The organism is Bacillus sp. FJAT-25509 (assembly GCF_001420605.1).
Taxonomy (GTDB): Bacteria; Bacillota; Bacilli; order Bacillales; family Bacillaceae_G; genus Gottfriedia.
The window spans coordinates 72994-88665 of record NZ_LJIZ01000023.1; the positions used below are offsets into that span (position 1 = coordinate 72994).

At 33.1% G+C, this 15672-nt stretch carries 15 protein-coding genes; 14 read left to right on the plus strand and 1 reads right to left on the minus strand.

The window, feature by feature from the left end; genetic code table 11:
- Positions 1–11 precede the first annotated feature (11 nt).
- On the minus strand, positions 12–323 hold the full coding sequence (locus AN960_RS15655) for a PepSY domain-containing protein (protein ID WP_056473349.1): 312 nt from the start codon (positions 321–323) through the stop codon (positions 12–14).
- A gap of 161 nt (positions 324–484) precedes the next feature.
- Here AN960_RS15655 and AN960_RS15660 point away from each other — a divergent pair, with 161 nt between their 5' ends.
- From AN960_RS15660 to AN960_RS15725, 14 genes are all read left to right on the plus strand, one after another.
- Positions 485–1555, plus strand: coding sequence for a M42 family metallopeptidase (locus AN960_RS15660; protein ID WP_056473350.1), 1071 nt, complete (start codon positions 485–487; stop codon positions 1553–1555).
- A gap of 249 nt (positions 1556–1804) precedes the next feature.
- Positions 1805–2917, plus strand: a complete 1113-nt coding sequence (locus AN960_RS15665; protein WP_056473351.1) for an ABC transporter substrate-binding protein — start codon at positions 1805–1807, stop codon at positions 2915–2917.
- Positions 2907–3743 (plus strand): alkaline phosphatase family protein, encoded by an 837-nt coding sequence (locus AN960_RS15670; RefSeq protein ID WP_056473353.1) that lies wholly within the window; start codon positions 2907–2909, stop codon positions 3741–3743. The genes AN960_RS15665 and AN960_RS15670 overlap by 11 nt, the downstream gene beginning before the upstream one ends.
- A gap of 176 nt (positions 3744–3919) precedes the next feature.
- A complete protein-coding gene (locus AN960_RS15675; protein WP_502692553.1) occupies positions 3920–4678 on the plus strand; it encodes an ABC transporter permease in 759 nt (252 codons plus the stop codon).
- Positions 4675–5544 (plus strand): ABC transporter permease, encoded by an 870-nt coding sequence (locus tag AN960_RS15680; RefSeq protein ID WP_056473358.1) that lies wholly within the window; start codon positions 4675–4677, stop codon positions 5542–5544. Before AN960_RS15675 ends, AN960_RS15680 begins: the two co-directional genes overlap by 4 nt.
- Positions 5541–6554, plus strand: coding sequence for an ABC transporter ATP-binding protein (locus tag AN960_RS15685; RefSeq protein WP_056473360.1), 1014 nt, complete (start codon positions 5541–5543; stop codon positions 6552–6554). Before AN960_RS15680 ends, AN960_RS15685 begins: the two co-directional genes overlap by 4 nt.
- Before the next feature lie 26 nt (positions 6555–6580).
- Positions 6581–7366 carry a DeoR/GlpR family DNA-binding transcription regulator gene (locus tag AN960_RS15690; RefSeq protein WP_056473361.1) on the plus strand — a complete coding sequence of 262 codons (786 nt, stop codon included), beginning with the start codon at positions 6581–6583 and terminating at the stop codon, positions 7364–7366.
- Positions 7367–7525: 159 nt separating this feature from the next.
- Positions 7526–8398 carry an HAD family hydrolase gene (locus tag AN960_RS15695; RefSeq protein WP_056473363.1) on the plus strand — a complete coding sequence of 291 codons (873 nt, stop codon included), beginning with the start codon at positions 7526–7528 and terminating at the stop codon, positions 8396–8398.
- A 188-nt stretch (positions 8399–8586) separates the two neighbouring features.
- Positions 8587–9102 carry a DUF84 family protein gene (locus tag AN960_RS15700; RefSeq protein ID WP_056473365.1) on the plus strand — a complete coding sequence of 172 codons (516 nt, stop codon included), beginning with the start codon at positions 8587–8589 and terminating at the stop codon, positions 9100–9102.
- A 71-nt stretch (positions 9103–9173) separates the two neighbouring features.
- Positions 9174–9491 (plus strand): thioredoxin family protein, encoded by a 318-nt coding sequence (locus AN960_RS15705; protein WP_056473367.1) that lies wholly within the window; start codon positions 9174–9176, stop codon positions 9489–9491.
- 17 nt (positions 9492–9508) lie between these two features.
- Positions 9509–10306, plus strand: coding sequence for a DUF1444 family protein (locus tag AN960_RS15710; protein WP_286131727.1), 798 nt, complete (start codon positions 9509–9511; stop codon positions 10304–10306).
- Between the two features lie 14 nt (positions 10307–10320).
- Positions 10321–10926, plus strand: coding sequence for a YtpR family tRNA-binding protein (ytpR, locus tag AN960_RS15715; RefSeq protein ID WP_056473369.1), 606 nt, complete (start codon positions 10321–10323; stop codon positions 10924–10926).
- A gap of 220 nt (positions 10927–11146) precedes the next feature.
- Positions 11147–14410 (plus strand): DNA translocase FtsK, encoded by a 3264-nt coding sequence (locus AN960_RS15720; RefSeq protein WP_056473372.1) that lies wholly within the window; start codon positions 11147–11149, stop codon positions 14408–14410.
- Between the two features lie 97 nt (positions 14411–14507).
- Positions 14508–15623, plus strand: a complete 1116-nt coding sequence (locus AN960_RS15725) for a nicotinate phosphoribosyltransferase (RefSeq protein WP_056473373.1) — start codon at positions 14508–14510, stop codon at positions 15621–15623.
- The last annotated feature ends 49 nt before the right edge of the window (positions 15624–15672 follow it).

Below are 15672 nucleotides of genomic sequence, written 5' to 3' on the forward strand. Positions count from 1 at the left end.
GGCTATTGTAGTTAAACAATTTGAGCAGAAATTAGCTCACCATTTACGGCATTAATGATGAATGAATAGTTTGTAGTATCATTATCTGATTCTACTACTGTAAAACCACCTTCATAAACATCACCTTCATAATCAGGTAAATCTGCCCACTTTGGTTCTGAATGAATCCAAGTTCCAGTTACATTACCATATGAAAGAAATACTGGCTTAATTGTTTTTAATGCTTTTTCTGCTGGAATATATTGTGAAGATAATTTTTTTTGTAAATATAGTCCACCAGCAACACCTAAACCTAGGCCAATTAGGACGCGTTTAAGTTTCATTTGTACCACCTCTATTTAAGTATTATGTGCTTGAAAAAATATTCTACTACTTATCTTAGTCAAACCGGAGCAACATTTCAACGGTTAGCATTGGTATTATGTGTTATTTTTAGATAAAATAAAAAAAGAAGATATGATTTGTACAGAGAGGAACTTTAATTATGAATCAAGATACTCTACAGCTTTTTAAATTTTTAACAGAATTACAAGGTGCATCAGGATTTGAGCATGAAGTTCGTCACTTCATGAGAAAAGAACTTGAGAAATATACAAATGAGATTGTGCAAGATCGTTTAGGAAGTATTTTTGGAGTTAAACGTGGAACTGAAGATGGACCTACTGTAATGGTGGCAGGTCATATGGATGAAGTTGGTTTCATGGTTACTCAAATTACAGAAAACGGAATGCTAAGATTTCAACCACTAGGAGGCTGGTGGAACCAAGTATTACTTGCTCAAAGAGTTCAAGTAATGACAGATCAAGGACCAGTAATTGGCGTGATTGGTTCAATTCCACCACATTTATTAAGTGATGAGTTAAGAGCTAGACCAATGGATATTAAAAATATGTTAATTGATATTGGTGCAGATAACAAAGAAGATGCAATAAATATTGGCATTCGTCCAGGTCAACAAATTGTACCAGTTTGTCCGTTCACTCCTATGGCTAATGAGAAAAAAATCATGGCAAAAGCTTGGGATAACCGTTACGGTTGTGGACTTGCGATTGAATTATTAAAAGAAGTTCAAAATGAAACTTTACCAAATATTTTATATTCAGGTGCTACTGTTCAAGAAGAAGTTGGACTAAGAGGGGCACAAACAGCTGCAAATATGATTAAACCTGATATCTTTTATGCACTAGATGCTAGCCCAGCTAATGATATGTCAGGTTCTAAATCCGAGTTCGGTCAATTAGGTAAAGGTGTTTTATTACGGATTTTAGACCGCACGATGGTTACTCATAAAGGAATCCGTGAATTTATTTTAGATACTGCAGAAACGAATAAAATTCCTTACCAATATTTTGTTTCACAAGGTGGAACAGATGCTGGACGAGTACATGTTTCAAACGATGGCGTACCATCTGCTGTAATTGGTATTTGCTCTCGTTATATTCACACTGCAGCATCAATTATTCATGTTGATGATTATTTAGCTGCAAAAGAATTACTAGTTAAGCTAGTTAAAGCGACTGATAAAACAACTGTTGAAACATTACGAAATTATTAAGAAAGTAAGAAAGAAGCCTTAAAAAGAGGCTTCTTTTTTTTATTGAAAATCCTTACCTTGCCTTCCCAATCCCTACACTTCACATCTTTTCTTATCGATCCCCTATAACTTTAACTCTTTTTTAAATTAATGTTATTAATAAATTCTTAACATGCAGTTAATGTGGGTTTTACGATGTTGTTTTATGATGAAACCGTAACAATCAGTAATGAACATTAAACAAACCACATTGATGTGAGGAGATCTAAAATGAAAACTGAATTTAAAAAGAAAAGTTACAAGGCAGTGCAAGTTGTCGTTTTGGGTATGACAGTTCTAGGACTAACAGCATGCGGAAAAGCCGTGGAAACGAAAAGTGAATCTGTATTAAATCCAAATTCATTAACTCTTAAAGAAATTGAAACAAAAGCAAAAAAAGAAGGTGAAATAAATAGTGTAGGCATGCCTGATTCATGGGCTAACTGGGTTGAAACTTGGAATGAAGTTAATAAAAATTATAATTTGAAACATACTGACACAGATTTGTCTAGTGCGGAAGAGATTGCAAAAATGGAATCTGAAAAAGAGAATGCTACTACTGATATTGGGGATGTTGGAATGGCCTTTGGTCCAATCGCTGAACAAAAGAATTTAACTATTCCATACAAAACATCTTACTGGAACGAGATTCCTGATTGGGCGAAGGATGACAATGGTGACTGGGTAGTCGGATACCAAGGAACTATTTCTTTTCTGACAAATAAAGAACTAGTAAAAACACCTCCTAAATCTTGGGACGATATTTTAAAGGGGAATTATAAAGTAACCGTTGGAGATGTTCAGCGTGGTACACAAAACCAAATGGCTGTACTTGCTGCTGCTATTGCATACGGTGGAGATGAAACAAATATCCAACCAGGCATCGACTTTTTTAAAAAGCTTGCTAAGCAAGGGCGATTAAGCTTAACAGATGCCAAACCAGCAAACATCGAAAAAGGAGAAGTTGAAGTAGCACTTGTTTGGGACTTTAATGCGCTTGGTTATGCTGAAGCAATTAAGCGTAGTCAATTTGACGTATCTATACCTAGTGATGGGTCAGTTGTTAGTGGATACTCAACTATTATCAATAAATATGCTAAACATCCTTATGCTGCTATGGCTACAAGGGAATATATTTTAAGCGATGAAGGACAAATAAACTTAGCAAAAGGATTTGCTCGACCAATCCGTAATGTTGAGCTTCCAAAGGATGTAGCTGAAAAAATGGTTCCAAAAGAGCAATACAAAAATGCAAAGCCAATTAGAGATTTTAAGGCTTGGGAAGAAACTGCAAAAACTTTACCTCAAATCTGGCAAGAAGAGGTGTTAGTAAATGTCAAATAAAGTTATAGCTATAGTTGTTGATGGAATGAGATATGACAAAGCATGCGAAGCGCTTGGATATTTACAGCATTTAGTGGAAATAAATCAAGCTGCACTATACAAGATGAAGTCGGAGCTTCCGAGTCTTTCTCGCCCATTATATGAAGTGTTATTAACTGGAACACCATCATCTGTAAATGGAATTACATCTAATCAAGCAGTTCGTTTATCGAATGAAAAAAGTATCTTTCATCTTACAAAGGAAAATGGATTGAGAAACGGAGCGGTATCTTATTACTGGGTAAGCGAACTATATAATCGAGCACCATTTAATTTTATTGAAGATCGAGAACAAGATGATCTATCTAAAGCGATTCAACACGGGAAATTCTATTGGGATGATGACTATCCAGACAGTCACGTGTTTATGGATGCAGAAGCTTTACGTAGAAAATATGATCCTCACTTTTTATACATTCACCCTTTAGGTGTAGACGTTAAAGGAGAACTATTTGGTTCCGAATCGAAAGAATATCGTGAACAAATTTTAAAAATTGGCAGCTTGTTAGCGCAACTTCTGCCAATTTGGATGTCAGAAGGTTATCACATTTTAATTACTTCTGATCATGGAATGAGCGAAACTGGTAATCACGGAGGAATAACAGCGGGCGAACGAGATATACCACTTTTTATTATTAGTCCAAAAGTTGAGCCAGGTGTTTATAACGAAGTAATCCCTCAGCTAGCTTTTGCTCCACTTGTTTGTGAGCTCTTAAATATTGAGCTGTCCGATAAGATGATTTCTTATCGATTACCCGGTTATAAGGAAAAAAATGAAGTTTATTGAAATGAAGATTTTAAGGAATGGAGAATTAGTGAAATTCACCAATTCTCTAATGTTTAAAGAATTTAAGGGAGCGAGAATTTTTGCAAAAGATAAAAAAACATAAGATTTACTTATTAGCTCTTTTATTGCCATTTGTATTGTTTGTAATAGGTTTTGAATTAGGGCCATTGATGGCCATGATTAAGAATGGTTTTTATGCTGATGACGGAAAGCATCTTACTATTGATCAATATATAACTATATTTAAAAGTAAGTTCTACTTACAAGCTATTAAAAATAGTATAGTTATTTCTATTATTTCGGCAGTTATTTCGATTCTAATAGCTGTAGTCATGGCTTATTCTTTTACAAAGTTTTCACGAAAAATACAAAATCGTCTATTAATGATTGCTAATATGACTTCAAATTTTGAAGGAATCCCTCTTTCTTTCTCGTATATTATTTTACTTGGAAACAACGGATTGTTTACTTTGCTTTTTGCAAAACTTGGCTGGAATTTATTTTCTGATTTTAATTTATATTCATGGACCGGACTGATACTCGTCTATATATATTTCCAAATTCCTCTGGCAATATTGCTGATTTATCCTTCGTTTCAAGGAATTAAACAACAATGGAAAGAAGCGTCTGCATTATTAGGAGGATCAACAATATCCTTTTGGATTAGAATTGGAATTCCAGTACTCTTACCAAGTATAGTAGGTACTTTTAGTATTTTATTTGCTAACGCTATGGGGGCTTATGCAACGGCCTACGCATTAGTTGGTAGTAATTATAATTTGTTGTCATTGCAAATTGCCTCACTTGTCGCAAGTGATGTTACATTAAAACCACAATTAGGTAGTGCACTAGGAGTCCTTCTAGCAACAACTATGATTGGAGCGATGTGGATTAATGAAAGAATGATGCGTCGCATTAGGAGGGATTTACGATGAAATTATCATCAACGTTTTTTAAAGTAATAGTTGGATTACTTGTAATCTATTTATTGATTCCACTAGTAGGTACATTTTTATTTTCAATTGCTAATAAATGGGATCATTCAATCTTACCTGAAAGTTATACATTAAATTGGTATATTGAATTATTTCAAGATGGACGATTTTTTGATGCTTTTCAACGAACATTATTTTTAATTATCATAACTGTCATTTTAAGCATTTCAATCATGCTTCCAACAATTTTTATCATAACTGTATATTTTAAAAAATTTGAAGGAATCCTCCAAGCAATTGCGATGCTTCCATATGGAATTCCACCTATTGTAGGAGCAGTTGGGTTAATAAAGCTATATTCTAATGGCCCATTACAAATTGCAGGTACTCCATGGATATTAGTTGGAGCTTACTTTATAACGATTCTGCCATTTATGTATCAAGGTATTCGTAATAGTCTTAGAACGTTAAATGCCATTCAACTTGTAGATGCAGCAGAATTACTTGGTGCAACTAAATTTCAAGCATTTCGAACTGTTGTACTTCCAAATATATTATCTGGAATATTAGTTTCAAGTTTATTATCTGTAGCTCTTTTATTTAGTGAATTTGCTTTTGCTAATTTACTAGTAGGAGGAAGATTTGAGACCTTGCAAATATATCTTGTTGATAAATTAAATAGCAGTGGACATTTAACAAGTGCCATAGTTATTACTTATTATTTGGTGATTTTACTTTTAACTGGAACGGTCTTAAAAATCTCGTTTAGAGCAAAAAAAAATCCAGTTGTGTTAAATAAAAAGTCGTCTATTTTAAAAAAACAAAGTCATTTTAAAAATACAGCAATAGAAGGTGAAGTTAAATGAGCTATGTAAATATTGATCAAGTGACTAAAAAATATCAAAATCAAGTCGTCTTAAATAATATTTCCTTAACATTAAATAAAGGAGAGTTCGTAACGCTTTTAGGTCAAAGCGGATGCGGAAAAAGTACTTTATTACGTTCTATTGCTGGACTTGAAGACGTCGAGGTAGGAAATATATTAATTGATGGAAAAAACATAACTAATTTACCTCCACGCCAACGTGAAGTAGGTATGGTATTTCAGTCTTACGCACTTTTTCCAAATATGACAGTATTTGAAAATATTGCATATGGTCTAAAAATGAAAAAAGCTAAAAACATTCAAGTAAATGTAAAAAAAATGATTGAATTAGTTGATTTAATAGGTAAGGAAGAATCATACCCTCACCAATTATCAGGAGGACAGCAACAAAGAGTTGCTTTAGCACGAGCACTTGTCATGGAACCAAAAGTACTACTGTTGGATGAACCGTTAAGTGCATTAGATGCAAAAATTCGAAAAAGCTTACAAAAAGAATTAAAAAGAATACAGCAAGAACTAGATATAACGACTATTTTTGTTACACATGATCAAGAAGAAGCAATGACAATGTCGGATCGAATTTTTGTGATGAATAATGGAAATGTAGTACAAGAAGGTACGCCTTCTGAGATCTATACAACACCAGTAAATAAGTTCGTAGCAAAATTCATCGGAAATTATAATGTTTATGAGATGGACGTTTTTCATAAACTTGTCCGTAGTAATGAATTAATTGGAAATGATGTAGCAATTCGACCGGAAGTATTAAAATTAGTAGCTGTGGGAAATGACAGCATGGATTTACAACGAAACTGGGGAATAAAGGGGATTATTTCAGATGTTACGATGACTGGTAATGTTTTAAGGTACGAAGTTGAAACCGAAGAATCTGCATTTCTTGTAGACAACCTTAACCACCGAGGTGAAATGTTCCAGCAAGGGGAGCAAGTTAACATTATTGTACCTAAGAAAGAATGCGTTATCTTATAAATTATTAAAGTTTCTGGAGGATTAAAATGTCTGTTTTACCTGAGGAAAGAAAAAACGAGATTTTAAAAGAACTTAATAAAAAAGGAAAAGTTAAAGTTATCGATTTAGTTGAACAATTTAATGTATCAGAAGAAACGATTCGTCGAGATTTAATGATTTTAGAAGAAAAAGGCCTTTTAAAAAAGGTGTATGGTGGAGCAATAAAAACAGTTTTCCAAAATGAGGAGCCTCCTTTTAAGCAGCGAACGACTGTTAATCAGGAAGCAAAAGTAAAAATTGGTAAAAAGGCTATGGACCTAATTTCCAACGGAGATGTTATTGCAATTGATGTAGGCACAACAATGCTTGAATTTGCTCAGTGTATTGAAAATAAAAAAGACATTACTATATTGACTAATTCATTACCGGTATCTTCGCTGTTAACAGAATCACTAAATCAAAATAAGTTTACCGGACAAATATTATTACTTGGTGGAATAGTTGATCCAAAGCAACAGTCAATAAGTGGAAGTATTACAGAACAATTACTAAGTCAATTTAATATTGATAAGGCATTTATATCAGCGGGTGGTGTTTCAGCTCAAAATGGAGTAAGCAATTATCATTTCCATGAAACTTTAGTTTCTCGAAAAATGGTTGAAGTGTCTAAGCAAGTGATTTTATTATCAGATTACTCGAAAATTGGTGTAGATACATTTTGTAAAGTTTGTTCTCTTGATAAGGTTGATGCAATAGTATCTGACCATTCATTTCCAGAAGAATGGAAAGAGCATTCAATATTAGAAGAAATCAAATGGATTCAAGCAAATTAAAATCGATGGACTACATTCTATTTATTCTTTTTTTAGTAGACAATAACGTAATTAATGAATCGTTATTGTCCTTCTAAAGCTTGTCATTTTGGTGATGACCTATTACTTAACACTATAAAACTAGATGAAAAGCATAATAAATTAAAGGGGATATAATCAATGAGTTTCATTGCAATAGATTTAGATGGAACATTATTAAATAATGAGAATGAAATTAGTGAAGAAAATATTAATGCAATTAAATTTGCAGGGGAAAATGGAATTGAAATCGTTATTTCAACCGGTCGAGCGCATTTTGATGTCAAAAAAATTTGTGAAAGATTCAGGATATCGCCATATGTGATCGGAACAAATGGGGCAACAATTCATTCAAAAAACGGAGAATGTATCTCATCAATTACAATCTCAAAAACGAATATTGAACAAATATTAAGTTGGCTTGATGACCGAGGTTATTATTTTGAAGTTTTTACAGATAAAAGCATTTATGCTCTTAAAGAAAGAAGAAAAATTTTCCAAAATGAGATTAATACCCTTAAAAGAGATGAGTTAGATGAAGAAATGAAAGAATTAGTTAATGTTGCTGAAAGACAATTCGATCAGTTCGGGTATGTATTAGTTGATAACTGTCAGGAAATCATACAACATAATGAAGAAGTTAATAATATTTTAGTATGTACGTTTGATATGAAAAAATTAGAAGAAGCTAGTAATCAATTTAATAAGTGTGTTGAGCTGATGGTTGTTTCATCTGCGGAGCATAATATTGAGATTACGAATCGCTCTGCATCAAAAGGATTAGCATTAGAAAAGTTACTATTTTTATTGAATGGCTCTTTAGAGCAGTCTATGGCTATTGGCGACAGTAATAATGATATTTCGATGCTTGAAAAAGTAGGATATAGTGTTGCAATGGGGAATGCAAAAGAAGAAATCAAAGCAATTTGTACAACGGCAACTCTAAATAATGATGAAAATGGCGTTGCCCATGCTATTTATCGATATATAGATACTTTTGTATCTAAAAGATAAAAGTTTTGGAAGGTGTGTAATGTTTCTATGTTATCTCTGTAGAAAAATTTTTGACTCAAATGAGGTAATAGTTGAATGATTCAATGGATCGTAAAGATGCTTTCATTTTGAAAGTGTCTTTTTTATTGTATATTAAAATTATATTTATAACTTAATAATACATAAGACCAGTGAATGGAGTTAAGACAATGAAAATAATAATTGGTTCTTTAAATCCTACAAAAGTAGGAGCCGTTAAAAAAGTTTTTAATCAGTATCAAGTTGAGGGAATAAATGTTCCATCAAATGTTTCGAATCAACCTTTGACTGATCAAGAAACTATGCATGGTGCTATAAATAGAGCGCATAATGCTAGAATCGCAGGTGAGTCTGAAATCGGTATTGGACTAGAAGGTGGGGTCATTATAGAAAACGATCGGCTTTTTCTTTGTAACTGGGGAGCACTTGTATATGAAAATGAAGTAATACTAGCAAGCGGAGCAAAAATTTTATTACCTAGCGAATTTATTAATGAGCTACGAAATGGAACCGAGCTTGCAGTATTAATGGAACGATATACGAATGAAAAAGATATACGTAGTAAAGAAGGGGCAGTAGGGGTATTTACGAATGGCCGAATTACTAGGACAGAGATCTTTGAACATATTTGTGAATTACTATTAGGACAATATGAATTCAAGAAACGAAAAGAAGATAACAATTGAGAGTCGTCCTTTTTGCATATCGATAAAAATAAGATAAAATAAAAGAAAATGAATTAAGCGAGGGAAAAAGAATGGAAAAAATTACATCGGTTGAACAATTTGAACAAGCGAAACAAGGAGAAAAAGTTGTTTTCCAATTTTCAGCAAATTGGTGCCCGGATTGCAGATTTTTAGATATGTTCTTTCAAGAAATAATTGATGAAAATAAAGATTTTACGTTTTATTATGTAGATCGTGACCAATTTATTGAGGTATGCCAAAATCTAGATATTTTTGGAATACCAAGTTTTGTAGCGTTTAATAATGGTGAAGAAATTGGCCGTTATGTAAATAAAGATCGTAAAACAAAAGAACAAGTAGAAGAGTTTCTTGAAGGATTAAGAGGCTAATAAGGTAGGTAAAACAATTGGCAAAGAAAACAACACTAGACTTAAAAAAAATGATCGAAAACCGCCTTGGAAATGAAGATTGGCGTTTTATCTATGATCGAGAAAAAGAAGACCTTCGAATTGAAGGGATTGAAAGTAATAAAGGGATGAGTGTCTCTTTAAATAGTGCAGTAGCAAAGTATGAAGCAGAAGGTGAAGAGGCATTTAATGAATTAATTTATTATATAAAAGAAGCACTTTCTGCTATGCACTCTGAAACTGTATTTCTTGAAGAACAAATTCGACCAGTTATTCGAGCTACATCGTTTCCGACAGAAAAGGAAGAAGGAAATTTATTTGTAACTGATGAGCATACTGCAGAAACTAGAATTTACTATGCTATTGATTCAGAAAAAACGTATCAACTTATTGATGAAAAATTATTAGTAAAGTCAGGTTATACAAAAGAGCAGCTCCATTCTATTGCTTTATTTAATTTAAGAAAAATGCCCGTTCAAGTAAAAGAAGATATTGTTGCAGATAATACTTTTTATTTTGTACGTACAAATGATGGATACGATGCGAGTAGAGTACTGAATAGTACTTTTATAAAAGAAATTCAATCAAAAGTAAAAGGTGAATTATTAGTAGGAATTCCACATGGAGATGTACTAATCCTTGCTGACATTCGAAATAACATAGGTTATGATATAATGGCGCAAATGAATATGAGTTTCTTTGCAAGTGGGAAAATACCAATTACATCATTGTCATTTGCTTACGAAAATGAAAAGCTAATGCCAGTATTTATTTTAGGGAAACAGAAGAAGCAATAGAGAGGAAGAAATCAGTGAATATTTTTTATAACAAAGAAGGAATCGGCGATACTCTATTAATTACACTAAAACAAATTCCATCAGAAGATCGTCAAGTTGAGCGAAAAGGGAATATTGCACGCGTATATAGTTCAGTTACAAATGAAACAGTTGCTATTAATGTGTTTGAGGCATCTACTTATGTAGATGTTCAAGAAAATGGTATCGTTACGATTACTGAACACATTGTGATTACGGTTAATGAACTACTAGCAAAGGAAGGGTTTGAAGATACATTAGTATTAGACCTTTCACCTAAATTCGTTATTGGATATGTGATTGAAAAAGAAAAACATCCAAATGCTGATAAATTAAATATTTGCAAAGTAGATGTTGGAACAGATACATTACAAATCGTTTGTGGTGCTCCAAATGTTGAACAAGGACAAAAGGTTGTTGTTGCAAAAGTTGGTGCAGTAATGCCATCAGGATTAGTTATTAAGGATGCTAATTTACGTGGAGTGGATTCATTCGGTATGATTTGCTCTGCACGTGAACTTGATCTACCTGACGCTCCACAAGAAAAAGGAATCTTAGTTCTAGAAGCTGATGCTGAAGTTGGAAAAGCTTTTTTTAACTAAATAATATATATTTTCGTATAAATACTAGGCCATGAATTGGTCTAGTATTTTTTCTGTTTTTCAATAAAAGAATTATTATTTTAATAATAATTTGATTAAATTATATATTTGATATGGAAATATGATTGAACTAGCGCAATTTGTAATAATAATGTGTTTTTTGTCATTATGTCACATGGTAAAATAAAAGGTATGAAAAGAAATAGAGAGAGTGAGAAAAATGAAAAATTGGTTAAAAAGCCTTTTTAAGGCGAATAGCCTTAATGAGATAGAAGAAGAGTTTGAAGAAGGGTTTAAAGAAAAGCCTGTTGAGGAGAAAGTTTATCAATCACACTCTATCGAAAAAAAGAGAAGCGCTTCACATGAGCGTCCAAAATTTAGATTTCCAATTGAATTAGATGAAGAAATACCGTCACCAAAGCCGATAAAGGAAACAAAAATTGAACCAGTTATTAAACAAGAAAAAAATGATGATATTTGGCAAAAGTCACCAAACAATTTAAATAAAGAATATAAACCTACATATAATCAGAGTAATAATTTTATAAGAAATACTTTTCAAAGCAATACTTCTCAAAGCACTCAATACGATAAAAGTAATTTATCTAGTCGACTTGAAAAAAATCAGGTCTCAAAAAGTGAGGAAGAACCAGTAAAAGTAGAAAAAGAAGAAAAAGAAGAAAAGGTCGATATTGTATTTCGTCCAAAAAGAAAAACACCATTTCGACCAAGTGAATATATTTCACCAATTTATGGTTATCAAAAACCTCCGATAAAAGAAGAAAATACTACTGCTGTTAACATTTCTTCAACTAAAGAAGAAATGAGAGATGAAGCTTCTCAAATTAATAATGTACTTGAAACTTCGTTTGAAAAAGTTGAAATCGACACTTTCGAAAATAGAAGTTTCGGCAATCAAAATCAAGAAATAATTGAAGTGTTAGAGCTAGTAGAAAAAGAAGAAATTCAAACTGAAGCTATTCAAGTTGAAAATGAAGAGCTACATGTTGAAGTTCATCAAAGTGAAATAGAACATGAAGTTGAAGATGAACAACTTGAAACCCATGAAATTGAAGTTGAAGAGACGAATGAAGATTTAGAACCTGAAGTTCATCAGGTAGAAGCGGAAGATGAAAATACGAATGAAGTTGTACAGCTTGTGGTACATCCAATTGAAACAGAAGCTGAAGTGAAAAAGGAAGAAGTACAATTCGGAACCCTTAAAATCGAAGCAGAAACTGCAGTGAAAGAGGAAGAAGTACAATTCGAAACCCTTAAAATTGAATCAGAGGCTGCAGTACAGCATGAAGTAAATATTCATGGGTCTGATCTTGCCTCCATTAAAGAAGACAAAGAAAACGATGATTTTACTCTAAATATGGAAGACATCATTGAACAAAATGACTCGAATAATCATGATGAGACTTTGGTCCAATATGATGAAAACGAAGACAAAGGTATTGATTCTGTTCAAAATAATGAAGTGTATGAAGTAGAGCCTGAATTAACAGATGAGGTTATAAAAGAGATTAAAGAAGAGACGGTACAGCATGAAAGTTCCAATGTAGAATCTAAAGTAGAGGAATCCGTTGGAATTAATCAACATTCTGATACAAACATTAATGAACAGATAAAGCCTGAAATTGAAGCTAATCAAGAGGAATCTGAACCTAAACCAATCGAGAAACGTCAGAAAAAACGCCATTTTCCTTTTAATGTAATGATGCTTAGAAGTGACGTAGAGTCGTCAAGAAAAGCGAATATAATGAGACAACTTCGTGAATTACAAAGTGAATCTGCTGCAACAGTAGAAAAGGTAAATGAAGAAGTTGAGACAAAGCAAAATGAACTGATGATTGAGAATGCTAATTTATCTGTACAAAGTGAAACTTTATCTATAGAGAAAGTTCAACCAAGTGAAATAATTAGTGAAGCAATCACTCAGGAATTTACACCTGAAGGAATTCAAAATCAGCCAGTTCTTGAAACTGAAGAAAGTAAAACAGAAACGAACTTAACGAAAGAGAATGTTCAGACTGATGAACCTCAAAGTTTAGAAGAAATGCCACCAGTACTTTATGAATTACCAGAATTAGATTTATTAGTTGATCCTCCAATGGAACAATTTAATGATGGAGATTGGGTTGAGGATCAAAAGCAACTTCTACAAGAAACATTACATAATTTTAATGTAGGAGCTAAAGTAATTGCTGCAACCCAAGGTCCAACAGTAACTCGTTTCGAAGTACAGCCTGATCCTGGGGTTAAAGTAAATAAAATAACGAACTTACAAGATGATATTAAACTGAGCCTAGCAGCTAGGGATATTCGAATTGAGGCACCGATTCCTGGTCGAAGTGCCATTGGTATAGAAGTGCCAAATAAAGAAAGTAAGCCTGTATACTTAAGAGAATTAGTTAGTCAGGATAAATTTTTGCAAAGCGAGTCACCTTTAACAGTTGCTCTAGGACTTGATATAGGTGGAGATCCTGTCTATGCAGATATTTCAAAAATGCCACATGGTTTAATTGCTGGAGCAACAGGATCAGGAAAGAGCGTATGTATTAATTCAATTCTAGTTAGCATTTTATATAAAGCGAAACCTCATGAAGTGAAATTAATTTTAATCGATCCTAAGATGGTTGAACTTGCACCGTACAATCATATTCCACATCTTATTTCGCCAGTCATTACTGACGCTAGAGCCGCGACTGCTGCTTTAAAGTGGGCATGTGATGAAATGGATCGACGTTATGATTTATTTGCTCATGCTGGAGCAAGAGATATTAAGCGATTCAATGATTTAGCGAAGAAAAAAGGTGCTTATAATGATGAGTTACCTTACTTAGTCATTATTATTGATGAATTAGCGGATTTAATGATGGTATCTCCTGGAGATGTAGAAACTTATATTTGTCGTATTGCCCAAAAAGCGAGAGCATGCGGAATCCATTTATTAGTTGCAACTCAAAGACCTTCAGTTGATGTCATTACAGGTATTATTAAATCAAATATACCGACGCGTATTGCGTTTACAGTATCTTCACAAGTAGATTCTAGAACAATTATTGATATTGGCGGAGCTGAAAAGTTACTTGGACGAGGAGATATGTTATTCTTAGATAATGGAAAATCTCAAGCAATTCGATTACAAGGAGTTTATGTTTCGGATGATGAAATCGAACATGTTGTAGAGATTGTTAAAGACCAACAAAAACCGAATTACTTATTTAATCAAGAGGAACTTGTAGCAAAAGCGGATGCACAAGATGTTGATGATGAACTTTTTGAAGAAGCAGTGGAGTTTGTCATTGATCAAAAAGGTGCTTCTGTTTCAATGTTACAAAGACGTTTTCGAATTGGGTACAACCGTGCAGCTAGATTAATTGACCTAATGTTTGATCACGGGATTGTATCGAATCAAAATGGAAGTAAACCTCGTGATGTACTGATCACATCATTAGAGGAGATTCGTTCTGAGTGATATATTAGAAATTCGATAAAAATTAAGTAACGAATGTTAAAGTTTTTTTAACCCATACTAGAAAAAAAGAACGATACTTTTCAGCAGGTGAAGATTCATGGAAAAAGAATTAGATTTAAAATTACAAGGTAAAATAAGCCGATTAACGAATCAAACATTTAAATTTGATGAGAGAATCGGAGAAGGCTGGTTTTCAGCTGTATATTTTTTAAAAACTAGAGAAATCATTCGAAAAAAGAAGCCAGATACTGAAGTAACAATGCAATTTTTCCAAAGAGAAAGTGCAGTATTATGTGGCACGGATGAAGCAATTGCGATTTTACAAACTTTTGCAGATCATCCAGAAAATCTTATTGTTCATTCATTAAAGGATGGAGATATGATTGAACCATTTGAAACTGTATTAACAATTAAAGGTAAATATGCTGATTTTGGCTATTTAGAGGGAATTATTGACGGTATTTTGGCTAGACGTACTTCTGTTGCGACAAATGTTTACAATGTAAAACATTCTGCAAAATCCGCAGGCATTAAAAAGCCTGTTATTTTCATGGGAGACCGTGATGATCATTTCACGACACAAGCAGGTGACGGTTACGCAGCATTTATTGGTGGTGCAACTGCACAAGCAACTCATGCAATGAATGAGTGGTGGGGCAATGAAGGTATGGGTACAATGCCTCATGCATTGATTCAAATGTATAATGGTGATGTTGTGGAAGCTGCGCGTGCATACACAGAAGTTTATCCACAAGATGATTTAATTGTCTTAGTAGATTATAATAATGATGTCATAAATGACGCTTTGAAGGTTGCACGAGAATATGGTAGTAAATTAAAGGCTGTACGTGTAGATACATCGAAAACAATGATTGATCAGTATTTTATAGGCAATCCAGAATTGTTAGGAAGTTTTGATCCTAGGGGTGTAAATCCTCCATTAATTTTTGCTTTACGAAATGCACTAGATCAAGAAGGGTATCAGCATGTACAAATTGTAGTAAGCGGTGGATTTACTGTAGAAAGAATATTAGCTTTTGAGAAACAAGGTGTACCAGTAGATTTATATGGTGTAGGCGGAAGTTTATTAAAAGTTAATGTAGGCTTTACGGGTGATAATGTTGAACTAGATGGTGTACAACAAGCGAAAGCTGGAAGAAAGCTTCGTGAAAATCCGCGATTAGAAAGAGTAGAAATGAGCCCTAAACTATAAAGGGGTAAAAAATCAATTTAAGATTGATAGTATTTTAATATAAGCAGAT

Coding starts and splice junctions, on each gene's coding strand:
- AN960_RS15655 (WP_056473349.1), bottom strand. CDS start 323: ATGAAACTTAAACGCGTCCTAATTGGCCTAGGTTTAGGTGTTGCTGGT.
- AN960_RS15660 (WP_056473350.1), top strand. CDS start 485: ATGAATCAAGATACTCTACAGCTTTTTAAATTTTTAACAGAATTACAA.
- AN960_RS15665 (WP_056473351.1), top strand. CDS start 1,805: ATGAAAACTGAATTTAAAAAGAAAAGTTACAAGGCAGTGCAAGTTGTC.
- AN960_RS15670 (WP_056473353.1), top strand. CDS start 2,907: ATGTCAAATAAAGTTATAGCTATAGTTGTTGATGGAATGAGATATGAC.
- AN960_RS15675 (WP_502692553.1), top strand. CDS start 3,920: ATGATTAAGAATGGTTTTTATGCTGATGACGGAAAGCATCTTACTATT.
- AN960_RS15680 (WP_056473358.1), top strand. CDS start 4,675: ATGAAATTATCATCAACGTTTTTTAAAGTAATAGTTGGATTACTTGTA.
- AN960_RS15685 (WP_056473360.1), top strand. CDS start 5,541: ATGAGCTATGTAAATATTGATCAAGTGACTAAAAAATATCAAAATCAA.
- AN960_RS15690 (WP_056473361.1), top strand. CDS start 6,581: ATGTCTGTTTTACCTGAGGAAAGAAAAAACGAGATTTTAAAAGAACTT.
- AN960_RS15695 (WP_056473363.1), top strand. CDS start 7,526: ATGAGTTTCATTGCAATAGATTTAGATGGAACATTATTAAATAATGAG.
- AN960_RS15700 (WP_056473365.1), top strand. CDS start 8,587: ATGAAAATAATAATTGGTTCTTTAAATCCTACAAAAGTAGGAGCCGTT.
- AN960_RS15705 (WP_056473367.1), top strand. CDS start 9,174: ATGGAAAAAATTACATCGGTTGAACAATTTGAACAAGCGAAACAAGGA.
- AN960_RS15720 (WP_056473372.1), top strand. CDS start 11,147: ATGAAAAATTGGTTAAAAAGCCTTTTTAAGGCGAATAGCCTTAATGAG.
- AN960_RS15725 (WP_056473373.1), top strand. CDS start 14,508: ATGGAAAAAGAATTAGATTTAAAATTACAAGGTAAAATAAGCCGATTA.